Origin of the sequence: Neoroseomonas marina (assembly GCF_012927745.1) — a bacterium.
GTDB classification, from domain to species: Bacteria; Pseudomonadota; Alphaproteobacteria; order Acetobacterales; family Acetobacteraceae; genus Neoroseomonas; species Neoroseomonas marina.
This window is the reverse complement of sequence record NZ_JABBKX010000005.1, coordinates 205,110-229,693: the sequence shown is the minus strand read 5'-3', so window position 1 is coordinate 229,693 and position 24,584 is coordinate 205,110. Positions and strand designations below refer to the sequence as shown.

Below are 24,584 nucleotides of genomic sequence, written 5' to 3'. Positions count from 1 at the left end.
ATGCCAGCCAAGATCAGCGCGCAGAGCGCCGAGGTCCCGGAACGCAGCCCCCTGCCGGCCGGGCGCAACCTTCTCTTCCTGCGGGAGGAGGAGCTGCGTCTTGCCCAGGACCTGCTGTTCTTCGGCTACCGGGATTTCACCGCCGGGGCGGACGAGATCCTGGTCGAGCTCGGCATGGGCCGCGCCCATCACCGCGTGCTGCATTTCGTCGGCCGCCGGCCGGGGATCACGGTCGGGGATCTCCTCGGCATCCTCGCCATCACCAAGCAGAGCCTGGGGCGGGTGCTGCAGCCGATGGTCGAGGACGGCTACGTCACCCAGACCCCGGGCCGCAGCGACCGCCGGCAGCGCCTGCTGACCCTGACCGAGAAGGGCGCGGCCCTCGAGCGCCGCTTGTTCGAGCGGCAGCGCGAGACGATCATGCGCGCCTACCGCGAGGCCGGGCCGGTCGCCGTCGAAGGCTTCCGCCGCGTGATGCGCGGCCTGATGGGCGAACAGGCGACCGCCGCCTTCGAGTTGCTGGAGGGACCGGCCGCCGAGCCGGGAACGAGCCGATGACCACCGCTGCCGCCGCCGAGACCGCGCATCTGCTGGTGGTGGACGACGATGCCCGCCTGCGGTCGCTGCTGCAGCGCTACCTGACCGAGCAGGGCTTTCGCGTGACCTCGGCCCCCGACGCGGCGGCGGCCCGCCGGGCCCTGTCCTCGATGACCTACGACCTGCTGGTCCTCGACGTGATGATGCCCGGCGAATCGGGCCTCGACCTGACCGAGAGCCTGCGGACGGAAGGCAACGAGGTGCCGATCGTGATGCTGACGGCACGCGGCGCGCCCGAAGACCGCATCAGCGGCTTCGAGCACGGCGTCGACGACTACCTCGCGAAGCCCTTCGACCCGCGTGAACTCGCGCTCCGCATCCGCACCATCCTTCGCCGCGCTGCGCCGTCCGCCACGCCGCAGCCCCTGGCCGCCGCGCCGGTGCAGCTCGGCGCGCGGTGGTTCGATATCGAGCGGGCGGAGCTGCGCGGTCCCGACGGCGTCGTGCGGCTGACCGGGGGCGAGGCCGCCCTGCTGCAGGCCCTCGCGCGCCGGGCGGGCGACGTCCTGAGCCGCGAGGACATCGGCGAGGCGCTGGGCACGCCCGAGGCCGGCGAACGTGCCATCGACGTGCAGGTGACGCGCCTGCGCCGCAAGGTGGAGGTGGACCCGCGCGAGCCGCGGTTCATCCAGACGATCCGCCATCGCGGCTACGTCCTGCGGCCGGGGCCGTAGCAGCGCCGTGGGGTGGATCGAGCGCGTCGGGCGGAGCCTGGTCCCGCGGGGGCTGCTCGGCCGCACCTTGCTCATCATCCTGGTGCCGCTGGTCGTCCTGCAGGTCATCGCCCTGTATCTGTTCTACGGGAACCACCTCGACGTGATCTCGCGGCGGCTTGCCGCCGGCGTGGCGGGCGACGTCGCGATGGTGGTGGAGCTCCTGGCGCGCAATCCCAAGCCGGACGACCGCGGCTGGATCTTCCGCGAGGCAGCCTGGCGCCTCGACCTGTCCCTCGCATTCGAGACCGGCGCGTCGCTCGGGCCTTCGGCGAATCGCGGCGCCTCCCTGCCGCTGCTGCCGCTCGAGGAGGACCTGGAAGCCGCGATCAACGAGCGCGTGCGCCTGCCTTTCGACGCCGACTGGCAGTCCGACCCACGCAGCGTGATCATCCGCGTGCAGCTGCCCGACGGCGTGCTGCACGTGGAAGCGCCGCGCAAGCGCCTGTTCAGCGGCACGCTGTACCTCTTCGTCATCTGGGTAGTGGGCTCCTCGCTCCTGCTCTTCGCGGCGGCCGCGCTGTTCATGAAGAACCAGGTGCGCGCGGTGCGGCGGCTGGCCGAGGCCGCCGAGGCCTTCGGCCGTGGCCGCGACATCGGGCCGATGAAGCCCGAGGGCGCGACCGAGACACGACAGGCCGCGGTTGCCTTCAATTCCATGCAGGGCCGCATCCGCCGCTTCGTCGAAAGCCGGACCGAGATGCTGGCCGGCATCAGCCACGACCTGCGCACGCCGCTGACGCGCCTGCGCCTCGGCCTCGCCATGCTGCCCGACGCGGCGCAGGAAGACGCCCAGGCGATGACCCAGGACGTCGAGGAGATGGAGCGGCTGATCGCCGCCTACCTGTCCTTCGCGCGGGGGGAGGGGATCGAGCAATCGCAGCCGACCGACCTCGTGGAGCTGGTGGGCGAAGTCGCGGCCAAGGCGCGGCGCGACGGCGCCAGGGTGGACCTCACGGCCGATACGCCGGACCTCGTGCTTCCGCTGCGCGCCGATGCCCTGAAGCGGTGCCTGGGCAACCTGCTCGACAATGCGCGCAGGCACGCCCAGCGGATCGCGGTGGCGGTCGCCCGCGTCCCGCGCGGGGAGGCCGGCGCCTGGGCGCAGGTGACCGTCGATGACGACGGCCCGGGCATTCCGGTGGAATCGCGGGAGGAAGCGTTCAAGCCCTTCGCCTCCTTCTCCGCCGGCGGGACGGGGCTGGGCCTTGCCATCGCGCGCGACATCGCCCGTGCGCATGGCGGGGACATCGTGCTGGAGGAAAGCCCGCTCGGCGGATTGCGCGCGCGCATCCGCCTGCCGGTCTGAGGCGGCCGCCTCAATCGATGCTGAGGTTCAGCCGCTTCACCATCCGCTCCTCATAGGAGGCGCGTTCCCGCGCAAAGGCCGTGTAGGCCGCCGGACCCAGATATTCGTCCGGCATGTCGTTGCGCTGCATGTAGGCCTGGATCGGGTCGCTGTACTGCATCTTCTTGAAGGCCTGGTGCAGGAACTCCGTCACCTCCGGATCCATGCCCTTCGGTCCGGCGATGCCGTAGGGGGAGGTGACGACCATCCCGTAGCCGAGGTCCTGCAACGTCGGCACGTCGGGGAAGGCGCGCAGGCGATCGCGGGTCCAGACCGCGAGCAGTTTCAGCTGCCCGGCCTCGACATTCGGCATCCAGGCGTTGGAATTGGCGATGACGTCGAGCTGCCGCGCCAGCATCGCCGTGATGTTCTCGCTGGTGCCCCGATAGGGGACGTGCAGCATCTGCACGCCCTCCTTCTCGCACAGCTCCTCCTGCGCGAGGTGGTTGGACGTCGCGATGCCGGAGGTGCCGTAGCTGATCTGCCCCGGCCGCGCCCGCGCCGCCGCCCACATGTCCGCCAGCGTGTTCCAGCCCGAGGCCGGGTGCACCACATGCCCGAAGACGAAGCCCGTCTGCTGCATGACGTAGGTGAAGTCGTTGACCGGGTCCCAGGTCGGCCGCCGCGTCAGGTAGGGATGCCGGATGACCGAGAGATGATGGTGCGCGATGGTGTAGCCGTCTGGCCGCGTCTGGCTGACGAGCTGGATGGCCGCAAGTGTGCCGCGCGCGCCGGGCCTGTTCTCGATGATCAGCGGCTGGCCGTATTCGCGCTGGAACATCTCGGCCTGCAGCCGCATGAAGCCGTCCAGCGCGCCCCCCGGCGCCCAGGGGATCAGGAAGCGGACGGGCCGGTTGGGGAAGCGCCCCTGGCCGAGCGAGGGCCGCGCCAGCAGCGGCACCGCCGCGCCGGCGAGGAGGATGCGTCGTGCGATCCGGGTCATCGTGGCGCGCTCCTCAGCCGTCGAGGGTGAGGCCCAGGCGACGGACCATCGCCTTCTCGTATTCCACGCGCTCGGCGACGAAGGCGCGGTAGGACGGGGTGTCGAGGTAGACGAGTGGCATGTCGAAGCGGGAGCGCACCTCGGTGTTCTCCGGCGTCATCAGCGCGGTCTTCATGACGTCGTGCAGGACGCGCACCACGCCCTCATCCATGCCCTTGGGCCCGGACACGCCGTAGGGGGAGGTCACCACGAGGTCGTAGCCGAGCTCCTTCAGCGTCGGGACATTGGCGAAGCGCGGCACGCGCTCCGCCGTCCAGACCGACAGCGCGCGCATCTGGGCATTCTCCACGAAGGGCGCCCAGGTGCTGCTGTCGCAGACCATGTCGACCTGGCCGCCGATCACCGCGGTGACCGCCTCGTTCGACCCGCGATAGGGCACGTGGGTGAGCTGGACGTTCTCCTTCTCCTGGATGGTCTCCATCGCCAGGTGGTTGGTCGTCCCGATGCCGGAGGTGGTGTAGGTCAGCTTGCCCGGATTGGCCCGGGCATAGGCGATCATCTCCTGCCAGGTCTGGAAGGGGCTGTTCGCCTTCACGGCGCAGCCGAACAGCCAGCCGGTCATGCCGATGATGTGCGTGAAGTCCGCCACCGGGTCCCATTGCGGGGTACGCATCATCCAGGGCCGGCGCAGCACCGACAGGTGCATCTGCGTCAGCGTGTAGCCGTCTGGCCGGGCCTGCTGGGCGACCGTCATGGGCCCCAGCGTCCCGCCGGCGCCGGGCCGGTTCTGGATCACCACGGGCTGGCCGAGGGTGCGGGAGGCGATGTCCCCGATCGAGCGCAGCTGCACATCCGCCGACCCGCCGGCCGGCCAGGGTACGACGAGCTGGATCGGCCGGTCCGGGAAACGGGCCTGGGCGCGGGCCAGGCCCGGGGCGGCCAGGCTTGCCGCTCCGGCTGCCAGAAGCAGGCGGCGCGTGGGCACAATGGGGGTATCATCCCGGACGGGCATACGAACGATCCTCTCCTCGGGGCGGCGCATCTGACGGCGCCTGCCTGCCTTGCGAGGATAAGCCCTTGACGCGGCGGTCCCCAAGGGGTTCTCCGCGCCTTGATCCGGTGGGTGGGGGCCTGGCCCTTCCGCCCGCCTTTCCGCGGCCCGAGATCAGGACGACCGAACCATGCCCGAAACCTTCGACGTCATCGTGATCGGCGCCGGCCCCGGCGGCTATGTCTGCGCCATCCGCGCGGCGCAGCTCGGCATGAAGGTCGCCTGCGTCGAGAAGCGCGAGACGCTCGGCGGCACCTGCCTCAATGTCGGCTGCATCCCCTCCAAGGCGCTGCTGCATTCCTCCGAGGTGTTCGACGAGACGGCGCATCACCTCGCCGAGCAGGGCATCAACGTCACCGGCGTCAGCCTCGACCTCGCGAAGATGCAGGCCCGCAAGGCCGACGTCGTGAAGGCCAACGTCAACGGCGTCGAGTTCCTGTTCAAGAAGAACAAGGTCACCTGGCTGAAGGGCGAGGGCCGCATCACCGCGCCCGGCACCGTGCAGGTGAACGGCACCGACTACGCCGCGAAGCACATCGTCATCGCGACCGGCAGCGAGAGCACCCCGCTGCGCGGCGTCGAGGTGGACGAGAAGCGCATCGTCACCTCGACCGGCGCGCTGGAACTGGACGCCGTGCCGAAGCACCTGGTCGTCATCGGCGGCGGCGTGATCGGCCTCGAGCTCGGCTCCGTCTGGCGCCGCCTCGGCGCCGAGGTCACGGTGATCGAGTTCCTCGACGGCATCCTGCCCGGCATGGACGGCGAGGTGCGCAAGCAGTTCGAGCGGATCCTGACCAAGCAGGGCATGAAGTTCCGCCTGAAGTCGAAGGTCACCGGCGCCGCCGCCGACGCGACCGGCGTCACGCTGAAGGTCGAGCCCGCCGCCGGCGGCGCGGCCGAGGAGATCCGCGCCGACGTCGTGCTGCTCGCGATCGGCCGCCGTCCCTATGTCGCGGGCCTCGGCCTCGATGCGGTGGGCGTGGCGCTCGACGAGCGCGGCCGCGTGAAGACCGACGCGCATTTCGCGACCAGCGTGCCCGGCATCTACGCCATCGGGGATGCCATCGCCGGCGCGATGCTCGCCCACAAGGCCGAGGACGAGGGCTATGCGCTCGCCGAGATGCTCGCCGGCCAGAAGCCCCACATCAACTACGACGCCATCCCGGGTGTGGTGTACACGTGGCCGGAAGTCGCCGCCGTCGGCGCGACCGAGGAAGCGCTGAAGGCCGCGGGCACCGCCTACAAGGTCGGCAAGTTCCCCTTCATGGCGAACGGCCGCGCGCGCGCCATGGGCGCGACGGACGGCTTCGTGAAGGTCCTGTCGGACAAGGCGACGGACAAGGTGCTCGGCGCGCACATCATCGGGCCGGATGCCGGCACGCTGATCGCCGAGATCGCCATCGCGATCGAGTTCGGGGCCTCGGCGGAGGACATCGCGCGGGTGAGCCACGCGCATCCGTCGCTGAACGAAGCGGTGAAGGAAGCCGCGATGGCCGCCTGGAACAAGCCGCTGCACATCTGACCGGCCGGGGGGCGTGGGTGCGTCGCGGGGACGCATCCACGGCGCCGACGACGCGTCGATAAGAGCTTCCCTTCGCGACCGTCCGATCCGATCATTCCGGCTGCGCAGGTCACGGCTGGCTGGCGCGAAGGCAGGAGGACGTCCGTCATGTCGGCTGGATCGGTCATCGAGCAGTTCTTTTCGCATCTCTCGGATGTCAATGCGAATGCGAGCATGACATTTTCCAAGGGCAGTTCGCCCGTCACCACGCTTACGAATTACTATCTCATTGGAAATACGACCGGAAAAGATTCTTGCTATATTATTTCGCATGGCGGCCAGCATCGTAAGGATTACTGGCTCGACAACATGTCATTCAAGGTACCAGCGGGCGTAACGGTGTCGTTCTTCCACGATCATGGCGATATTTTCAGCTATTCCTACAATAGATTTGCGTCCGGAGATGCCAGCGATCTGCCAGTCGTGAAGGCCTCCGACGGCAAGAAGGTCTATACCGGCGGCGAGAACTGCGAGAACTACATCCTCAACAAGTTCCATGGCCGGCATGGCGCGAATGAGAACTACCAGGACCTGCAGGCTCTCGCCGCGCCGGGGAACCACCTGTTCGTGGTGGTGCGCAACCGCTGGTTCCACGCGGGGGTGTCGCTGAAGGACTGCATCAAGGCGGTGCGCGAGGCCGTGCCGTCGGTGAAGACCTTCTACTGCATGTTCTGCCGCGCCACCGATGACTCCACCACCTGGTTCAGTGCGACGGCCGGGGCGATCAAGACGAAGCAGGGCGACGGCAGCTGGGCCTGAACTGCGGGCGGCGCTCGCAATCGGGGCGTTCCGGCGGCGATCGCTGATCCCGGCCTGAGGCAGGCCCTCGGGCCGCCTCGCCGGGAGGTGCGGCGTCGCGGGCTGGGCCGTATGGTGTCGCCATGGCTGACCTTCCGTATCGCATCGGCCCTGCTCGCACGGCGGACGACATCGCCGCCGTCGCGCGCCTGTTCGGCGAATACGCGGCGTCGCTGCCGGTCGACCTCGGCTACCAGGATTTCGAGACCGAACTCGCCGGCCTTCCGGGCAAATACGCTCCGCCCGCCGGCGCCCTGCTGGTCGCGCGGGACGGGCAGGGCACCGCGCTCGCCTGCGTCGCGCTGCGCGCGATGGCCGAGCCCGGCCGCTGCGAGATGAAGCGCCTCTACGTCGCCCCGTCCGGCCGCGGCCTCGGCCTGGGGCGCGCCATGGCCGAGGCGATCTGCGCCGAGGCCACGCGCCTCGGCTATCGCGAGATCTGCCTCGACACCCTGCCGACCATGGCCGACGCGCAGGCGCTCTATGCCCGCATGGGCTTCGTCGACATCGCGCCCTACTACGCCACGCCGGTCGCCGGTACACGCTTCCTCGCCCGCCCGCTGACGGCCTGACGCTACTCCGACAGGCTGTCCGGCCCCTGGGCGAGCAACTCCGCCAGGATCCGGACACCGTCCTCCAGCGCGGCCATGGGCGGCGAGGAGAAGGCAATCCGCACGCCGTTCGGCGCATGGCCCGGCTGGGTCGCGAAGGCACTGCCGGGCGTGACCGCCACGCCCCGCCGTGCCGCCGCCGTGGTGAAGGCGTCCGACCGCCACGGCTCCGGCAGGTCGAGCCACAGGTGATAGGCGCGCGCATCGCCCTGCAAGGCATGCCCGGCCAGGCCCGACCGCACCACCGCCTGGCGGGCATGCGCCTCCTCGCGCTTCTGCGCCTCGAGCCGCCGCAGCAGCCCGCTCTCCATCCACGCCGTCGCCGCGGCGAGGCCGACGGGCGAGGCATGCCAGGCCCCCGCGCGGATCGCCGCCGTCACGCGCCGCCGCAGCGCCGCCTCGGATGTCGCGATGAAGCCGCTGCTCAACCCCGGGGACGCCCGCTTCGACATCCCGTCCACCAGCAGCGTCCGCCCCGGTGCGAGCGCGATCAGCGGCGGCACGCCGGATTCGTCGAGGAAGCCGAACACGGCATCCTCGATCAGCACGAGATCCTCGCGCGCCGCGATCGCCGCGATGGCGCGCCGACGCGCCTCGGACATCGTCGCACCGAGCGGGTTCTGCAGCACCGGCTGCAGGTAGACCGCGCGCAGCGGCCCGCCACGCAGCGCGGCCTCGATCGCCTCGGGCGCGACACCCTCCGCATCCATCGCGAGCGGGACCAGCGTCAGCCCCAGCCGCGTCGCCCCCGCCTTCACCGCCGGATAGGTCATCGCTTCGATGCCGATGCGGTCGCCGGCATTGGCGCAGGCCGAGAGTGCCGCGGCGATCGCCTGCCGCCCGCCGCCGGTGAACAGAAAATCCTCCGGCGCCGGCGCCCAGCCACCGCGGGCGAGGTGCCGCGCCGCGGCGGCCCGCGCGGCCGCATGGCCCTGGGCGCCGACCGGGCGCATCGCCTCGGCCGCACGCTCCGGGGCCAGCGCCTCGCGCAGCATCTCCGCCAGCGCCTCGGTCTGGCCGGGCACGGCGGGGAAATTGAACTCGAAGTCGATGACGCCAGGACGGCCGGGCTCGGCCAGCGGCGGCGGCGTCAGCCCGGCGCGCACATAGGTTCCGCGGCCGACCTCCCCGCTCACCAGACCGCGCCGGCCGAGCTCCGCATAGACGCGGTTCGCGGTGGAGACCGCGATCCCGCGCGCATAGGCAAAGACCCGCACCGGATCGAGCCGCATCCCCGGCCGCAGCCGGCCGGCGGCGATGTCCTCGGCCAGCGCATCGGCCAGGCGACGATAGTCCGTTTCAGGCATATTGATCTCAGAACAATATCGCGATTGATCCGAGATATTGTCTCGCACACTCTCCGCGCGCTGTCGCCTGTTCCCGCTGCGGAGACGCCCACGTGCCTGCCCTGTCCCCCGAAGCCCTCGTCGCCCAGGCCGCGGAAGCCCGCGCCACCTATGCCCGCCTCGCCGCGGCGGGGCTGAAGCTCGACATGACGCGGGGCAAGCCCTCGCCCGCGCAGCTCGACCTCGCCGAGGGCATGCTCGCGCTGCCCGGCAATCGGGATGTCGTGACCGAGACCGGCGAGGACGCCCGCAACTATGGCGGGCTGCAGGGGCTGCCGGAGGCGCGGCGGCTGTTCGGCGCCATGCTCGGCGTGCCGCCCGACCTGCTGGTGGTGAACGAGAATTCCTCCCTCGCGGTCATGCATGACTGCATCGTCTGGGCGCTGCTGAAGGGCGTGCCGGGCGGCAGCTCCTGGGTCGGGAAGGACGTCGCCTTCCTCTGCCCCGTGCCCGGCTACGACCGCCACTTCGCGCTGTGCGAGGGCTTCGGCATCCGCCTCATCCCCGTCGCGATGGATGACGAAGGCCCGGTGATGGAGGAGGTCGAGCGCCTGGTCGCCGATCCGGCCGTGCGCGGCATGTGGTGCGTGCCGACCTACTCGAACCCGACCGGCGTGACCTACTCCGACGCGACGATGCGGCGACTCGCGGCGATGAAGACGGCCGCGCCGGACTTCCGGCTGTTCTGGGACAACGCCTATGGCGTGCACCACCTGACCGAGAACCGGCCCGCGCCGCACGACATCCTCGGCCTCACCGCCGAGGCCGGGAACCCGGATCGCGCCTTCATCTTCGCCTCGACGTCCAAGATCACGCTGGCCGGCGCGGGCCTCGCCTTCTTCGCGGGGTCGAAGGCGAATGTCGCCTGGTATCTCGAGCAGGCGGGGCGGCGGACGATCGGGCCGGACAAGCTCAACCAGCTGCGGCACACGCGCTTCCTGCGCGACCTCGACGGCATCCACCGCCACATGGCCGCCCATCGCCGCCTGCTCGCGCCCAAGTTCGACGCGGTGCTGGAAGCGCTCGACACGCGCCTCGGCGGTCTCGGCCTCGCGCGGTGGACGCGGCCCGAGGGCGGCTACTTCATCACCGTGGAGATGGTGCAGGGCTCCGCGAAGCGCGTGGTGGAGCTCGCCCGCGGCCTCGGCATCGCGCTGACGCCGGCGGGCGCGACCTCCCCCTATGGCAAGGATCCGACGGACAGCGTGCTGCGCCTCGCGCCCACCTATCCGACGGTGGACGAGGTGCGCGCGGCGGCGGAGGGCATCGCGCTCTGCATCCACCTCGCGGCGCTGGAAGCGGCGGGGGTCGGCCTCGCCGCATGACGCCGCCGGTCCGGATCCTCGGCAAGGCCTCCTCCATCAATGTCCGCAAGGTGCTGTGGACCTGCGAGGAGGCCGGCATCGCCCATGAACGCGAGGATTACGGGAGCGGCTTCGCGCCGACCGACACGCCGGACTTCCTCGCCCTGAACCCGAACGGGCTGGTGCCGGTCGTGCGCATCGGCGAGGCCGTGCTGTGGGAGTCGAACACCATCTGCCGCTGCCTCGCGGGCCTGGCCGGCCGCGATGACCTGCTGCCGCGGGACCCGCTCGCCCGCGCGCGGGTCGAGATGTGGATGGACTGGCAGGCGACGGAGCTGAACCCGTCCTGGCGGCATGCCTTCCTGGGACTGGTGCGCCGCGATCCCGCCTTCGCCAATCCTGCACAGATCGCCGCGGGCGCGCGGGCCTGGAACGCGAAGATGGCGATCCTCGACGCGCAGCTCGCGCGCACCGGGGCCTATGCGGCGGGGCCGGACTTCACGCTGGCCGATGTCGTGCTGGGCGTGTCGGTGAACCGATGGCTGATGACGCCGATCGAACGGCCCGCGCTACCGGCCGTCGCGGCCTATGTCGAACGGCTCGATGCGCGGCCGGGCTTTCGTGCCCATGGCCGCAACGGCATTCCCTGAACCGGAGAGCAGACCCCATGCCCGTCTTCGACTTCCAGCAGGTCGACGTCTTCTGCTCGGCTGCCTTCAAGGGGAACCCGGTCGCGGTGGTGCTCGGCGCCGACGGGCTGTCCGACACTGAGATGGCGGCCTTCGCCAACTGGACGAACCTCAGCGAGACGACCTTCCTGCTGCGCCCGACGCGACCCGAGGCGGATTACCGGCTGCGCATCTTCACCCCGCAGCAGGAACTGCCCTTCGCCGGGCATCCGACGCTGGGGTCCTGCCATGCCTGGCTCAAGGCGGGCGGTGTCCCCCGCGGCGCCGACATCGTGCAGGAATGCCAGGCCGGGCTGGTGACGGTCCGGCGCGGCGCGGATGGCGGCCTGGCCTTCGCCGCGCCCCCGCTGGTGCGCTCCGGCCCGCTCGAGCCCGGGGTGTTGTCCCGCGTCCGGGGCGCTTTCGGACTGGCGGCCGAGGACATCGTCGCCTCCGCCTGGGTCGACAACGGTCCCGGCTGGCTGGCGCTGATGTTGCCCTCGCGCTCGGCGGTGCTCGCGGCGCGGCCGGCCTATGCGGCGATCGACGGCATGGTGGTGGGCCTGGTCGGGCCGTGGGAGCCCGGCGGCGAGGCGCAGTTCGAGGTCCGCGCCTTCATCGGCCGCGGCGCCTATGAGGATCCGGTGACCGGCAGCCTGAATGCCAGCCTGGCCCAGTGGCTGACCGGGGAGGGCCTGGCCCCCGACCGCTACGTCGCCGCCCAGGGCACCACGCTCGGCCGGGCCGGTCGCGTGACGGTCGCGCGCGAACCGGACGGCATCTGGATCGGCGGCGCCACCCGCACCTGCATCACCGGTCGCGTCACTTTCTAAGTGATGGTTTCCAAAGGACCTTCGGCCTTTGGCGGGGAGGCTTGGAGGGGCGGCGCCCCTCCAATTCCACGATCGGCGCCCCTATCTCGCTGCCCATGGTGATCCTGCGACCCTCGCTCTCCCGCAAATGCGTCGGCTGGGCCTTGCTGGTCCTCGGCCTGCTCGGCCTGGTCCTGCCCTTCCTCCAGGGCTTCCTCTTCCTCGCGCTTGGCGTCTTCGTCCTGCGGGACCAGCACATCTGGGCCGCGCGGCGCTGGGGCTGGGTGCAGGGCCGCTGGCCGCAGCATGTGGGCCGCGTCGAGGAGATGGAGGCCAGCTTCGGCCGCCGGCTCGTGGCGGCCGGGGAACGCGCCCGGCGGTTGTTCACCGGCGGCTGAGGCCCTGGCCCTTCGCGGCCGGCGCGCGTAAGCAGCGGGCCATGCATCGTCTCTGGCTGTTTCTCGGCGCCATCGCCGGGCTCGTTGTCGTCGGTCTGTCGGCCTGGGCCGCGCATGGCGCGCCGGCGGGGTTCGAGGGCGCGCAGCGCCGTGGCGTGGACAGCGCGCTGATGATCCAGGGCTGGCACGCGCTGGCATTGATCGCCGCGGGGCTGATGGCCGAGCGCGGCCGCTGGCTCGCGCAGCTGGCCGGCGCGGCCTTCGCGATCGGGACCGTGATGTTCTGCGGCGCGGTGTGGTGGAGCGCACTGGGGAACCCGTCGCTGGGCTCCGTCGCGCCGATCGGCGGGACCACGCTGATGATCGGCTGGGCCTTGCTCGCGGCCGCGGCGCTGAAGCGGTGATCCGCAGCGCCTACCTGGCGGCAGAGGGCTTCGAGGGCGACCTCGGCGAGGAGCTTCGCCGCGCCGGCGTTCGGGTGGAGGCCTGGCACGGCCGGCTGGCGCTGACGCCCGATGCGCCGGTCACCGCCGCCTGGGCCCTCGATGTCTGGACCGATCCGCGGGAGATCGCGGTCCCCTCGGTGAAGGCCGGCGCCGATGCGCTGCGCGCCATCCAGCGCAACTGGGCACACTACCCGCTGCTGCACCACCGCCGCTCGGCACTCCTCGCCGAGCGCCTGCCGCCCGTGAAGGCCCGCCCGCTGGTCTTCCCGGAACCCGCGCCGGGCGGCCATCTCGGGGCCTGGACCTTGCTCGCGCCGGACCGGATGCTTGCGAGCCCCACCAAGACGAGCCCCTTCGTGAACGGGGAAGTCCGCTTCGCCGAAGACCGCGAGGGACCCCCGTCGCGCGCCTACCTGAAGCTGTGGGAAGCGCTGACCCGGATCGGCCACCATCCGCAGCCCGGCGAGACCTGCCTCGACCTCGGCGCTTCCCCCGGCGGCTGGACCTGGGCGCTGGCGCGCCTCGGCGCGCGCGTCACGGCGGTGGACAAGGCACCGCTCGACCCGGCGATCGCTGCCATGCCCGGCGTTTCCTGCCGGCAGGAGAGCGCCTTTGCCCTGGATCCCCGGCAGGAAGTGCCGGTCGATTGGCTGTTCTCGGACATCATCTGCTACCCGGCCCGGCTGCTCGGGCTGGTGCAGAAGTGGATGGAAGCGGGAGCGGCGCGGAACTTTGTCTGCACGCTGAAGTTCCAGGGGGACACCGACCACGACGCCGCCGCGGCCTTCGCCGCGATACCGGGAGCCCAGGTCTTCCATGGGTTCCACAACAAGCATGAGCTGACTTTCGCGCGGCTCGCGTAGGCGGGGGGAGAAGGGAACTTCTCCCCCCGAACCTCCCTCAACCTTCTTTGGAACCAATGGACATACGAGGGAGGTTCTCCTCCCCCGACCTTCTGGCACGCCCCCTGCAATGCCCCCGTCACCCCCAACACGGGGCCGCCCGCCACAAAGGCGGGCCCGACCATCACGGAGTGACGCAGCCATGCAGATCGTCCCGGACCGCTCTCTCACGGCCCCCCAGGCCATCCGGGCCTTCCGCATGCAGAGCCAGCAGGATGCGGCTCGGCTTCAGGCTGCCGGCGCGCGACAGGATTTCGCCGCCACGCTGCAAGGATTGCGGCCAGGCCCCGCCAGCATGGCAGGGCCGGGGACACCCACGGGCAACACGCTCACCACCCTGCTCCAGCGGCTCGATACCGACCAGGACGGACGGATCACGCCGCTGGAGCTCGGGGCGGCGACCGATCGCCAGAAGCCTCCCGAAACCGCGCGCCCGGACACGACTCGCTGAGGCTGTTCCACTTCCGGCCACAACACCCTAGGTGATGCGGCATGGACGTCATGCCGCCGCTCCACAGCCGGCCCTCGCGCCGCGAAGGCGCCATCGCCATCGCGCGCCGCGTGATGGGCAGCGCTGCGTCCGACCGCATTTCCCTGACCGCCGCGGGCTGCGCCTTCTACGCCATGCTGGCGCTGTTCCCCGGCATCACGCTGCTGGTGCTGTTCTACGGGATGGCCTTCGACAGCGCCTCGGTCGAACCGCAGCTCGAGGTGCTGCGCGAACTGGTGCCGGACGAGACCTACCAGCTCATCGCCCAGCGGCTGCACGAACTCGTCGCCCAGCCGCGGCCGCGCCTCGAGTGGGGGGCGATCGTCTCCGGCGCGGTCGCGATCTGGTCCGCTTCGGCGGGCACGCGGGCGATGATCGGCGCGCTCAACATGGCGCATGGCGTCGAGGAATCGCGGGGCTTCTTTCGCTACCATTCCCTGGCGATCGGCATGACGCTGGCACTGACCGTCGCGGCGACGCTCGCGATCGCCTCGCTCGTCGCGCTGCCCTCCGTCGTCGCGCTGCTCGGCCTGCCGCCGCCCCATGCCTGGGCGCTGCGCGGGATGTCGATGGGCACGCTGCTCGGCCTTGTTTTCGTCGGGCTGATCCTGGTCTATCGGCTCGGTCCTTCGGGACGCCATCCGGGCCTGGTCTGGACGCTGCCGGGCGCGGTCGTGGCGACGCTGCTCTGGGCCGTCGCGTCGGCGGCCTTCTCGCTCTACGTGTCGAACTTCGCGACCTATGACCTGATGTACGGGCCGCTCGGCGCGACGGTCGGCCTGCTGATGTGGTTCTGGGTCAGCGTCTATGTCGTCCTCCTCGGCGCGGAGCTCAACGTCGCGCTCTTCCGGGTGGCTGGCTCGACGAGCGGCTGACGCGCGGGCAGGATCGCGCCCGGAGGACCCGCCCATGACCACGCCGGTGATCGCAGACATCCGCGTGCGCGCGGTGGATGCGCCGATCGACCCGCCGCTGCGCAACAGCCTGAACGTGATCCCGCGCGCGCCGCTGGTCATCGTCGACGTGCGGACGGCGGATGGCGCCGCCGGCACGGCCTATGTCTTCCCCTATACGCCGGCGGCGCTCGGGCCGACCGCAGCGCTGGCGCGCAGCCTCGGCGCCGGACTGGTCGGCCGGACGCTGGCGCCGGCGACGCTCTGGCGGGAACTGCACGATGCGGGGCGCATCCTCGGCACCGAGGGGCTGGTGCAGATCGCGCTCTCCGCGCTCGACATGGCGATGTGGGATGCGCTGGCCGTCCGCGCCGGCGTGCCGTTGTGCGTGATGCTGGGCGCCGAGCCGAAGCCGGTGCCGATCTATGCCTCCCTGCGCGGCTGGGGCGCGGCCATGCTGGCCGAGGAAGCCGGCCAGGCGGTCGCGACGCTCGGCGCGCGATGGGTGAAGTTCAAGGTCGGGCAGAAGCGGCTCGAGGACGACCTCGACACCGTGCGCGCCGTCCGCGCTGCGGTGGGCGGAGAGGTCGGCATCCTGGTCGACTACAACCAGGCGCTGAGCCTGCCCGAGGCCGAACGCCGGGGCCGCGCGCTGCAGGACCTCGACGTGCGATGGCTCGAGGAACCGCTGCCGGTGCAGGACGATGCGGGGCTCGCGGAACTGTCGCGGCGCCTCGCGATCCCGGTCCAGGGCGGGGAGAACTGGTGGGGCCCCGCCGCGATGCACAAGGCGCTGATGGCCGGGGCCGTCGATCTCTGCATGCCCGATGCGATGAAGATCGGCGGCGTGACGGGCTGGCTGCGCGCGGCGGCGATGGCCGCGGCGCATCGCGTGCCGATGTCCTCCCACATCTTCGTCGAGGCCAGCGTCCACCTGCTGCAGGCGACGCCGACGGCGCATCTGCTGGAACACCTCGACATCGCGGCGCCGCTGCTGGCGGAACCCCTCGCGGTGAAGGATGGCACGGCCCTGGTGCCGGATCGGCCGGGAATGGGCATTGTGTGGGACGAAGCGGCGCTCGCGAAGCACGCCGCGGATGCTTGAGGAGACCTCGATGCGCGCTGCCTTCGTCGATGCCAACGCCTCCCTCGCCGACGTCATGCGGCGCCTGCACCGCGCCGATGACCTGCCGGTCGCGATCCACGAGGACCCCGACATCACGCCCGAGGCGCTGCCCGGCCTGCTGAAGGGTGTGCAGATCGCCATCGACGACCACACGCATTTCCCCGTCGATGTGGTGAAGCGCTGTCCGGACCTGAAGCACATCGTCTTCCTCGGCACCGGCGCGCGGTCCTACATGGACCCCGAGGCGCTGGAAGTCGAATGCGGCGTCAAGGTCCACATCATCAAGGGCTATGGCGACACGGCGGTGGCCGAGATGGCCTTCGCCCTGATGTGGGGCGCCGCACGCGGCATTGGGCTGATGCACCACGCCATCAAGGCTGGCGGCTGGCCGCGCACGGATGGGATGCAGCTCACCGGCAAGACCGTCGGCATCATCGGCTTCGGCGGCATCGGGGCGGAGATGGCGCGCCTGTGCAACGGTGCGGGGATGAAGGTGCTGGCCTGGAACCGCACGCCGAAGTCCCATCCGGGCGTGACCTTCACCGACATCGACACGCTGCTCGGCGAAAGCCATGTCGTCAGCCTGCACCTGCTGCTGAACGACGAGACGCGGGGCTTCCTGAATGCGGCGCGGCTGGCGAAGATGCGTCCCGGCGCGCTGTTCGTGAACACCGCGCGCGGGGCGATCGTGGACGAGGCCGCGCTGACCGAGGCGCTGCGATCGGGCCGCATCGCCGCCGCGGGCCTCGATGTCTTCGTCGAGGAACCGCTGCCCGCCGGGCATGCGCTCGCCGGGCTCGACACCGTCGTGCTCGCCTCCCATTCCGCCTTCCGCACCCCGGAGGCGACGGACAACCTGATCGAGGCCTCGCTGCAGCACTGCCGTCGCATCCTGCGCGACGGCGCGTGAGCTTCGCCGATCCACGCGATGGTGACCTCGAGGACGATGCCTCGAGCACCTCGCGCCACTCGCTGCTCGGGCATGCCTCGCACATGCTGCTCGAGATCAGCCTGCCGAAGCTCGCGCTGGCGGCGACGATGCTGCTGGTGATCCCCGCGTTGCTGCTGGGCGCCGCGCCCAAGCTGGTGCTGTGGGTGACGGAACAGGCCTGGCGGGGGCTTTCCCTGCTGGCCTTCGCGGCGGTGGCGGCGGGCGTCGCCTGGGCCTGGGGCCGTGACCTGTTCCTGATCGTCGAGCGGAACTTCTGGGCGCTCAACGCCGGCCTGGTGCAACCGCTCTACACCGCGTTGCGCGAGGGCGCGCGGCTGGCGCTGGAAAGCCTGGCGCCGCGGCGGGACCTGGCGACGACGCGGCGCATCGCGGGGCTCGCGGCGGGCGGCGTGCTCGCCCTGCTGGCAGGCTGCGTCGCCTGGACCGTCGGGCCGCTGCCGAGCCTGACCGTCACCGACTTCTCCCGCACGGGTCTGCTGGCCTCGGCGGGCGATGCGATCCGCAACGGCATCTGGGTCGTCGCCGTCTACCTGATGGTCGGCGCGCCCGCCTGGTCGATCGCGGAAGCCCTGGCCGGCACGCCGGAGGAACTCGGCCCGACCGAGGATGGCGAGGCCACCTGGCGCATCGCCCATCTATCGGACATCCACGTGGTCGGCGAGACCTATGGCTTCCGCCTCGAATGCGGCCGCGACGGGCCGCGCGGCAACCATCGGCTCGACCGCGTCTTCGACCTGATCGCGCAGGAAGACGCGGCCCGGCCGCTCGACTGGATCCTCGTCACCGGCGACATCACCGATGCCGGCCGCAACGCGGAATTCATCGCCTTCGAAAGCGTGTTGGCACGCCATCCGGGCCTCGCGCGCCGCGTGCTGATCCTGCCCGGCAACCACGACGTGAACATCGTGGACCGCGCCAACCCGTCACGGCTCGAACTGCCCACGGCGCCCGGCGGGTCGCTGCGGCGGCTGCGGATGCTCGCCGCCATGGCGCGGGTCCAGGGCGATCGCGTGCAGGTGGTGGACCGCGCCACGCGCCGCGCCGGGCCGACGCTCAACGCCTGGCTCGCCGCAGGTGGTCGCGCCGCCGCGCTGGCGCGGTTCATGGATCGCGGGGGCCTGCGGGCCGGCTTGGCCGCGCGACACGTCTGGAACGCGTCCTTCCCGATGATCGTCCCGCCCGCGACGCCGGACGGGATTGGGGTGGTGCTGCTCGATTCCAATGCGGAGACGCATTTCTCCTTCACCAATGCCCTCGGCATCGTGGCGATGGACCAGCTGCGCAGCGCCGAACGCGCCATGGCAGCGTGGCCCGCGGCGCGCTGGCTCGTCGCGCTGCATCATCACCTGGTCGAGTATCCGCGCCCCGGCGCGCCGCTGGCTGATCGCATCGGCACGGCACTGGTGAACGGGCATTGGGTGCTGCAGCGGCTGCGGCGGATCGCGCCGCGCATCGTCGTGCTGCACGGGCACCGGCATTTCGACTGGATGGGGTGCTGCGGGGGCCTGCGCATCCTGTCCGCGCCATCGCCCGTGATGGGCGGGCCGGACAGCGAGGAGCGGCACTTCTGGCTGCACGCCTTCCGCCCCGCGGCGGATGGCGGCCTGGCGATGCTCGCGCCGCGGCGCCTCGCCGTACCCGGCGAGGCGCCCGGTGCGACGGATCAGGCGGCGCCGTAGATGAACACGGGCATGGGCTGGGTGTCGTCCACCACGGCCTTCACGCCCGGGATGTTCTCGGCCAGCACGCGCAGCGCCTTCTGCACCGCCTCGCTCCGGCGGAAGCCGTGGAAGGTGACGGTGCCGTCCTTGACCTCGACCATCGTGTAGAAGGTATCGGTCCAGGGCTCCTTCTTCATGGCAGCCATCACGGCGCGACGCAGGCGCTCATCCGACAGGTCGGCGTCCTCATGCGTCGGGGCCACCAGCGCGCGCAGCAGGTCGGCGCGGCTGACGATGCCCTTGAGCTTGTCGTTCTCCGTCACGATGACGCGGCGGACCTTCTTGTCCTCCATGACATGGGCGACGTGCGCGGCCGTCGCATCGGGCGCGACGTTGACCACGGCTTCGGTCATCAGGTCCTTCGCCGTCACGCCATGGGTGCGCGCGTAGCGCTCCGCCTGGCTCGCCGGGTCGGAGAACAGCGAGCCGAACCACGACGCCGGCTTGTCCTCCTCGCCCGCCAGGCGGCGGATGAGGTCGGCCTCGGTGACGATGCCGAGCACCTTGCCGGCTGCATCCACCACCGGCACGGCCGAAATGCCGCGATCGGCGAGCAGGCGCGCCATCGCCAGCACCGGCGTTTCCGGCGGCACGGTCACGACGTCTGGGGTCATCAGGTCTTTGGCGAGGGGGGCGCTCATGGGAAATCCTCCGGGGCTCGGTAGGCACACGGTGCCGGAGCGATGATGCGCCTGCCTTGCGCCAGATCAACGGGGCGGGCTTCAAAGCCGCGCCGTAGGCGGGTATCACGGAACGATTACCAAGAAGATCATGGAGGAGATGTCATGCCGGGACTGTCACGACGTACGATTCTGGCCGCCGCAGGCGGTGCCGTTGCGCTGCCGACTCTCGCGCGCGCGCAGGCGGCCCAACAGCTCGCCATCGCCACGGGCACGACGGGCGGCGTCTACTATCCCCTCGGCGGCGCCCTCGCGAACTATCTCTCGCGCGGCATCCCGGGGATGAGCGCGACCGTGGAAGTGACGGGCGGGTCCGTCGCGAATCTTCAGCTTCTCGGCGCGAACCGCGTCGGCATGGTGCTGACGCAGGTCGATGCCTCGGTGGACGCGATCCGCGGCAATGACCGCTTCCGGGGCCGCCCGGTGCCGGTCCGCGCGATCGCCGTGCTCTACACCAACCGCATGCAGGTGGTGACCGTCGCGTCGACGGGCATCCGGTCCATGGCGGACCTCAAGGGCAAGCGCGTGTCGACCGGGGCGCCCGGTTCGGCGACCGAGGTCATGGCCTTTCGCCTCATCGAGGCCGCGGGCCTCGACCGCGACAAGGATTTCCGCGCGCGGGAGCGTCTCTCCCCGGCCGAGAGCACCAACGCGATCAAGGATGGCAAGCTCGACGCGTATTTCTTCGTCTCGGGCGTGCCGACCAGCGCGATCACCGACCTTGGCGCCTCGCCCGGCGTCCAGCTGGTGATGGTCGACCATGACCAGTACGTGCCGCGCATCGTCGAGAAGTACGGCCCCGTCTACTTCGCCGAGACGATTCCGGCGAACACCTATCCGGGTCAGTCGACGCCGAACAAGCAGATGTCGGTCGCGAATATCGTCGCGGTGCGGGAAGACATGCCGGCCGCGCTCGTCACCCAGATCATGCAGGTGATGTGGTCCAATCGCGAGGAGTGGGCGCGCGTCCATTCCGCCGCGCGGGACTTCACGCTCGCCGGACAGACCTCGGCCGCGGCCGGCGTGCCCTGGCACCCGGCGGCCGAGACCTTCTGGAAGGCGCAAGGCGCCACCCTCTGACGCGATTGCGGCGGGGACGGTCCGTCACGGCCGCCCCCGCCGCCGGCCTTCCGGAGCATAGTTCGTGAGCAGCACCCACCACCTCCCGCCCGAAGCCGCGGCCGGAACCCTGGACGAGAAGACCGCCGCGCGGGTCGAGGCCCTGATCGAGGAGGAGGAGGGCGCACAGAACCGCTTCTCCGGCTGGATCGGCTATGGCGCGACGATGCTCGCGCTCGCGATGTCGCTGTTCCACCTCTGGGCGGCCTGGGACATCGTGCCGACGACGACGCTGCGCTTCGTGCATGTCGGCTTCGCGCTGGTGCTGGGCTTCGTCCTGTTCCCCATGCTGCGGCGCTTCCGCAACCGCCTGATGCCCTGGGACATCGCGCTGGCCGCCGCCGGCGCCTACGTCATCTGGTACCTGATCTCGGGCGGGGACGACCTGCAGGATCGCGCGATCTTTCCCGAGCCGATGGACATCGCCGTCGGCTGGATGCTGATCGCCCTTGTGCTCGAGGCCACGCGGCGGACCACCGGGCCGGTCATGCCGGTCGTCGCGATCCTGTTCCTGCTCTACGGCTTCTACGGCAACCACCTGCCGCCGCCCTGGCAGCACCAGGGCTACGATTCCATCCGGATGATCCCGCACATCTCGATCGGGCTGGACGGCATCTTCGGCACGGCGGTCGACGTCTCGGCGACGCTGATCATCCTGTTCACCATCTACGGCGCCATCCTGCAGGCGAGCGGGGCGGGGAAGTTCTTCGTCGACTTTTCTTTCGCCGCCACCGGCGGCAAGGCGGCGAGCGCCGGCCGGACGGTGGTGCTGTCCTCCTTCCTGCTCGGCGGTCCTTCCGGGTCCGGCGTCGCCACCACCGTCACCCTGGGCACCGTCGCCTGGCCGATGATGAAGCGCGTGGGCTACCGGCCGGACGATGCCGGCGGGCTGCTCGCGGCCGGCGGCCTCGGGGCGATCATCTCCCCGCCCGTGCTCGGCGCGGCGGCCTTCCTGATCGCCGAGTACCTGAAGATCGGCTACCTCGACGTGCTGAAGATGGCGATCATCCCGACCATCCTCTACTACGCGTCGCTGCTGTTCATGGTGGAGCTCGACCAGGCGCGCATCCGCGCCGAGCGCGGCGGCATCGACCCGGGTGAGGGGATCGAGGTCGAGCCGATTCCGGTCCTGCTGCGCAAGTACGGCTTCCACTTCTCCTCGCTGGTCGCGATCGTCGTCTTCATGGTGATGGGGTATTCGGCGACGCTCGCCGTGCTCTACGCCATGGGCGTCGCGGTCCTGCTGTCCTTCCTGCGGCCGGAACAGGCGCTGTGGCCGAAGCGCCTGATCGAGGCGTTGGCGAGCGGCGCGATCCAGGCGGTCGGCATCGCGGCGACCTGTGCCTCGGCCGGCATCATCGTGGGCGTCATCACGCTGACCGGGCTGGGGCTGAAGTTCAGCGACATCGCGATCCAGGCCGCCGGCGGATCCGTCGTCGTCACCGCGCTCTACACCGCGCTGATCGTCTGGGTGGTCGGGCTCGCGGTGCCGGTCACCGCTTCCTACATCATCTGCGCCGTCGTCGCGGCGCCGGCGCTGACCAAGCTCGGCGTGCCGGACTACGCGGCGCACATGTTCGTCTTCTACTACGCCGTGCTGTCCGAGGTTTCGCCGCCGACCGCGCTGTCGCCCTTCGCGGCGGCGGCGATCACCGGCGCGGGGCCGTACAGGACGACGCTGCAGGCGTGGAAGTACACGCTGCCCGCCTTCCTGCTGCCCTTCGTCTTCGTCACCGATCCCGAAGGCGTCGGCCTGCTGCTCAACCTGCGGGAGGGCATGACCTGGGTCGATATCGTCTGGCAGTTCGTGCTGGCGGCGGGCGGCCTCGCCGCGCTGTCCTGCGCGGCGCAGGGCTATGCACGGCGCCTGCTGGCCGGCTGGGAGCGCGTCGCCTTCGCGCTGGCCGGTCTGCTCATGGTGTTCCCCGCGCTGATCGAGCACGTCGCGGCCGACCTGGTGCCCTATCCGCACCTGATCGGCCTGGCGCTCGCCGTGCTGCTCCTCCTGCTGCAACGCCCCCGGGCGGCACAGGGGGCGTAGCGCGCGTCAGCTCTGCAGGCCGCTCGGCTTCGGCGTCGCGCCGACATTGCCGGCCGAGCGGCCCGCATCGACCGGCAGCGTCGCGCCGGTGATCCAGCGCGCGGCGGGGGAGGCGAGGAAGCATGCCGCTTCCGCCACGTCCCAGGCGCTGCCCTCCACCTTCAGCAGCCCCGCCGTCGCGCGGTGCTGGCGCAGCGCGTCCGACATGCCGCGGGAGGCGACCATCGGCGTGTAGACATAGCCGGGGGCGACCGCATTCACGCGGATCAGGTCGCCGCCGTGATGCGCGGCCATGGCGCGCGTCATCTGCACGATCGCCCCCTTGGTCGTCGCGTAGAGCAGGCCCGGATGCCCGCCTTGCAGACCCGCGACCGAGGCGAGGTTCACGATCGCCCCGCCGCCCTGCCGGCGCATCTCGGGCACCGCATACTTCGCCATCAGCATCATCGACTTCACGTTGACCTGCATGCCGTGGTCCCAGGCCTCCGGGTCCACCACGGTCGCATCGCCCGGCGGGCCGCTGATGCCGACATTGTTGACCAGGATATCGAGCCGCCCCCACAGCCGCACCGCTTCCGCGACGGAACGTGCGCAATCCTCGGCCTTCGCGACGTCGCAGACCGCGCTTGCGCAGGTGCCGCCCTCGGCGTGGATCATCGCCTCCGTGCCCTGGAGCCAGTCCTGCGCGACGTCCAGCAGGAGCACGCGCGCCCCGCGCCGGGCGAGCAACGTCGCGATGGCGCGGCCGTTGCCGATCGTCGTGGTGCCGGTGCCCGGATCGCGCGAACCGGCGCCGGTGACGATGGCGACGCGGCCATCGAAGCGGGTGTTGTCCTGCATGGTGTTTCCTCCGGAGCGGAAGCCTGCACCCGCATGGCGGGGCGGTGAAGCCCGGGTGGTTGCGCGGCCGGCATGGCGGGCCCACCTCGGTGCCATGCTGCGTCGCGCCCTCCTTGCCCTCGCGCTCCTCGCCGCGCCTGCCGCGGCGCAGGAAGGCCCCGTCACCTCCGAACGCGCGACCTTCCGCGTGACGACCTTTGCGACCGGCCTCGAACGGCCCTGGGGCGCGGTGTTCCTGCCGGACGGAACGATGCTGGTCACCGAGCGGCCGGGCCGGCTGCGGCGGATCGGCACGGATGGGCGGGTCTCGGCCCCGCTCGGCGGCGTGCCGCAGGTCGATGCGAACGGGCAGGGGGGATTGCTCGACATCGCGCTGGCGCCGGATTTCGCACGCACGCGGGAGGTCTTCCTCTGCCAGTCCGCGCTGGTCGAGGGCGGGTCCCTCACGCGCCTCGTCGTCGCGCGGCTGTCGCCCTCCGCCGATACGCTGACCGGCGTGCGGCGCATCATCGATGCCGGCCCGCCGCAGGAATCCGGTCGCCTGCACTATGGCTGCCGCATCGCCTTCGGCCCGGAGGGGCACATCTTCCTCTCCACCGGCGAGCGCAACGAGCGCGCCCGCGCCCAACGCCTCGATGACCTCGCGGGCAAGGTGCTGCGCCTGACGCGCGACGGGCGCGTGCCGCCGGACAATCCCTTCGTCGGCCACGCCGGCGCCCGGCCCGAGATCTGGTCCTACGGCCATCGCCATCCGCAGGGCCTCGCCTTCAATCCCTGGACCGGCAGCCTGTGGGAGGCCGAGTTCGGCCCGCGCGGCGGGGATGAGATCAACGTCATCCGCCGCGGCGCGAATTACGGCTGGCCGGTCGTCAGCCACGGCCGGGAATACTGGGGCCCGCGCATCTCGCGCGAGGTCAGCGCGCCCGGCATGGAGGACCCGATCCATGTCTGGGTGCCCTCGGTCAGTCCCTCGGGCATCACCTTCTACGACGGCGCGGCCTTCCCAGGTTGGCGCGGCAGCCTGTTCGCCGCGGCGCAGAGCACGCCCGGCCTGGTGCGCCTGACGACCGATGGCGACCGTGTGACCGGCGAGGAGCGGCTGTTCTGGGGCAAGATCGCCTTCCGCCACCAGGTCGTCGGGCCGGATGGCCGGCTCTATCTGCTGACGGATGAGAACGAGGGCCGGATCCTCCGCCTCGATCCCGCCTGACGGGGCTTTGCAGG

General features: G+C 71.1%; 25 protein-coding genes. 20 read left to right on the top strand and 5 right to left on the bottom strand.

Annotation, left to right across the window (positions count from 1 at the left end; genetic code table 11):
• Genes GWK16_RS16035 through GWK16_RS16025 form a run of 3 tightly spaced genes read left to right on the top strand, consistent with a single transcriptional unit; the run spans position 1 to position 2,619 of the window.
• Positions 1-558 carry a MarR family winged helix-turn-helix transcriptional regulator gene (locus GWK16_RS16035; RefSeq protein ID WP_170054981.1) on the top strand — a complete coding sequence of 186 codons (558 nt, stop codon included), beginning with the start codon at positions 1-3 and terminating at the stop codon, positions 556-558.
• A complete protein-coding gene (locus tag GWK16_RS16030; protein ID WP_170054980.1) occupies positions 555-1,271 on the top strand; it encodes a response regulator in 717 nt (238 codons plus the stop codon). Before GWK16_RS16035 ends, GWK16_RS16030 begins: the two co-directional genes overlap by 4 nt.
• Positions 1,272-1,278: 7 nt before the next feature.
• Complete coding sequence (locus tag GWK16_RS16025; RefSeq protein ID WP_170054979.1) at positions 1,279-2,619, top strand: ATP-binding protein; 1,341 nt, start codon at positions 1,279-1,281, stop codon at positions 2,617-2,619.
• Between the two features lie 10 nt (positions 2,620-2,629).
• Here GWK16_RS16025 and GWK16_RS16020 read toward each other — a convergent pair whose 3' ends face one another.
• On the bottom strand, positions 2,630-3,601 hold the full coding sequence (locus GWK16_RS16020; RefSeq protein WP_170054978.1) for a Bug family tripartite tricarboxylate transporter substrate binding protein: 972 nt from the start codon (positions 3,599-3,601) through the stop codon (positions 2,630-2,632).
• A gap of 13 nt (positions 3,602-3,614) precedes the next feature.
• Positions 3,615-4,586: a tripartite tricarboxylate transporter substrate binding protein gene (locus GWK16_RS16015; protein WP_338144491.1), complete on the bottom strand. Its 972-nt coding sequence runs from the start codon at positions 4,584-4,586 to the stop codon at positions 3,615-3,617.
• A gap of 196 nt (positions 4,587-4,782) precedes the next feature.
• On the opposite strand from GWK16_RS16015, the gene lpdA reads away from it, so the two are divergent.
• The 3 genes from lpdA to GWK16_RS16000 all read left to right on the top strand — a co-directional run bounded on the left by lpdA (position 4,783) and on the right by GWK16_RS16000 (position 7,583).
• Positions 4,783-6,174 (top strand): dihydrolipoyl dehydrogenase, encoded by a 1,392-nt coding sequence (gene lpdA / locus GWK16_RS16010; protein ID WP_170054976.1) that lies wholly within the window; start codon positions 4,783-4,785, stop codon positions 6,172-6,174.
• 147 nt (positions 6,175-6,321) lie between these two features.
• Positions 6,322-6,972, top strand: coding sequence for a putative adhesin (locus tag GWK16_RS16005; RefSeq protein WP_170054975.1), 651 nt, complete (start codon positions 6,322-6,324; stop codon positions 6,970-6,972).
• A gap of 122 nt (positions 6,973-7,094) precedes the next feature.
• Entirely contained in the window at positions 7,095-7,583 is a 489-nt protein-coding gene (locus GWK16_RS16000; RefSeq protein WP_170054974.1) for a GNAT family N-acetyltransferase, read from the top strand.
• Positions 7,584-7,585: 2 nt separating this feature from the next.
• On the opposite strand, the gene GWK16_RS15995 is transcribed toward GWK16_RS16000, so the two are convergent.
• Positions 7,586-8,929, bottom strand: a complete 1,344-nt coding sequence (locus GWK16_RS15995) for an aminotransferase-like domain-containing protein (RefSeq protein ID WP_170054973.1) — start codon at positions 8,927-8,929, stop codon at positions 7,586-7,588.
• Between the two features lie 92 nt (positions 8,930-9,021).
• On the opposite strand from GWK16_RS15995, the gene GWK16_RS15990 reads away from it, so the two are divergent.
• The 11 genes from GWK16_RS15990 to GWK16_RS15940 all read left to right on the top strand — a co-directional run bounded on the left by GWK16_RS15990 (position 9,022) and on the right by GWK16_RS15940 (position 18,638).
• The gene (locus tag GWK16_RS15990) at positions 9,022-10,293 is read left to right on the top strand and encodes an aminotransferase class I/II-fold pyridoxal phosphate-dependent enzyme (protein WP_170054972.1); all 1,272 of its coding nucleotides are present in this window, start codon (positions 9,022-9,024) and stop codon (positions 10,291-10,293) included.
• Entirely contained in the window at positions 10,290-10,922 is a 633-nt protein-coding gene (locus GWK16_RS15985; protein ID WP_170054971.1) for a glutathione S-transferase family protein, read from the top strand. Before GWK16_RS15990 ends, GWK16_RS15985 begins: the two co-directional genes overlap by 4 nt.
• Positions 10,923-10,939: 17 nt before the next feature.
• Positions 10,940-11,773 carry a PhzF family phenazine biosynthesis protein gene (locus GWK16_RS15980; protein ID WP_170054970.1) on the top strand — a complete coding sequence of 278 codons (834 nt, stop codon included), beginning with the start codon at positions 10,940-10,942 and terminating at the stop codon, positions 11,771-11,773.
• A 95-nt stretch (positions 11,774-11,868) separates the two neighbouring features.
• Complete coding sequence (locus GWK16_RS15975; protein ID WP_170054969.1) at positions 11,869-12,150, top strand: PGPGW domain-containing protein; 282 nt, start codon at positions 11,869-11,871, stop codon at positions 12,148-12,150.
• Between the two features lie 41 nt (positions 12,151-12,191).
• Positions 12,192-12,554 (top strand): DUF423 domain-containing protein, encoded by a 363-nt coding sequence (locus GWK16_RS15970; protein WP_170054968.1) that lies wholly within the window; start codon positions 12,192-12,194, stop codon positions 12,552-12,554.
• Positions 12,551-13,459: an SAM-dependent methyltransferase gene (locus GWK16_RS15965; protein ID WP_170054967.1), complete on the top strand. Its 909-nt coding sequence runs from the start codon at positions 12,551-12,553 to the stop codon at positions 13,457-13,459. The genes GWK16_RS15970 and GWK16_RS15965 overlap by 4 nt, the downstream gene beginning before the upstream one ends.
• 181 nt (positions 13,460-13,640) lie before the next feature.
• The gene (locus GWK16_RS15960) at positions 13,641-13,949 is read left to right on the top strand and encodes a hypothetical protein (RefSeq protein ID WP_170054966.1); all 309 of its coding nucleotides are present in this window, start codon (positions 13,641-13,643) and stop codon (positions 13,947-13,949) included.
• Between the two features lie 41 nt (positions 13,950-13,990).
• Positions 13,991-14,863 (top strand): YihY/virulence factor BrkB family protein, encoded by an 873-nt coding sequence (locus GWK16_RS15955; RefSeq protein WP_170054965.1) that lies wholly within the window; start codon positions 13,991-13,993, stop codon positions 14,861-14,863.
• Positions 14,864-14,897: 34 nt separating this feature from the next.
• Positions 14,898-15,986, top strand: a complete 1,089-nt coding sequence (locus GWK16_RS15950; RefSeq protein ID WP_170054964.1) for an enolase C-terminal domain-like protein — start codon at positions 14,898-14,900, stop codon at positions 15,984-15,986.
• 10 nt (positions 15,987-15,996) lie between these two features.
• Positions 15,997-16,917: an NAD(P)-dependent oxidoreductase gene (locus tag GWK16_RS15945; RefSeq protein WP_170054963.1), complete on the top strand. Its 921-nt coding sequence runs from the start codon at positions 15,997-15,999 to the stop codon at positions 16,915-16,917.
• Positions 16,914-18,638: a metallophosphoesterase gene (locus tag GWK16_RS15940; protein WP_170054962.1), complete on the top strand. Its 1,725-nt coding sequence runs from the start codon at positions 16,914-16,916 to the stop codon at positions 18,636-18,638. Before GWK16_RS15945 ends, GWK16_RS15940 begins: the two co-directional genes overlap by 4 nt.
• Here GWK16_RS15940 and GWK16_RS15935 read toward each other — a convergent pair.
• Entirely contained in the window at positions 18,623-19,321 is a 699-nt protein-coding gene (locus tag GWK16_RS15935; RefSeq protein ID WP_248291419.1) for a CBS domain-containing protein, read from the bottom strand. The genes GWK16_RS15940 and GWK16_RS15935 overlap by 16 nt on opposite strands.
• A 144-nt stretch (positions 19,322-19,465) precedes the next feature.
• Here GWK16_RS15935 and GWK16_RS15930 point away from each other — a divergent pair, with 144 nt between their 5' ends.
• Together GWK16_RS15930 and GWK16_RS15925 are read left to right on the top strand one after the other, a co-directional pair.
• Positions 19,466-20,440, top strand: a complete 975-nt coding sequence (locus tag GWK16_RS15930) for a TAXI family TRAP transporter solute-binding subunit (protein ID WP_170054961.1) — start codon at positions 19,466-19,468, stop codon at positions 20,438-20,440.
• Positions 20,441-20,504: 64 nt separating this feature from the next.
• On the top strand, positions 20,505-22,520 hold the full coding sequence (locus GWK16_RS15925; RefSeq protein ID WP_338144490.1) for a TRAP transporter permease: 2,016 nt from the start codon (positions 20,505-20,507) through the stop codon (positions 22,518-22,520).
• Positions 22,521-22,526: 6 nt separating this feature from the next.
• Here GWK16_RS15925 and GWK16_RS15920 read toward each other — a convergent pair whose 3' ends face one another.
• On the bottom strand, positions 22,527-23,360 hold the full coding sequence (locus GWK16_RS15920; RefSeq protein WP_170054960.1) for an SDR family NAD(P)-dependent oxidoreductase: 834 nt from the start codon (positions 23,358-23,360) through the stop codon (positions 22,527-22,529).
• Between the two features lie 94 nt (positions 23,361-23,454).
• Here GWK16_RS15920 and GWK16_RS15915 point away from each other — a divergent pair, with 94 nt between their 5' ends.
• Positions 23,455-24,570, top strand: coding sequence for a PQQ-dependent sugar dehydrogenase (locus GWK16_RS15915; protein ID WP_170054959.1), 1,116 nt, complete (start codon positions 23,455-23,457; stop codon positions 24,568-24,570).
• Positions 24,571-24,584: the final 14 nt, after the last annotated feature.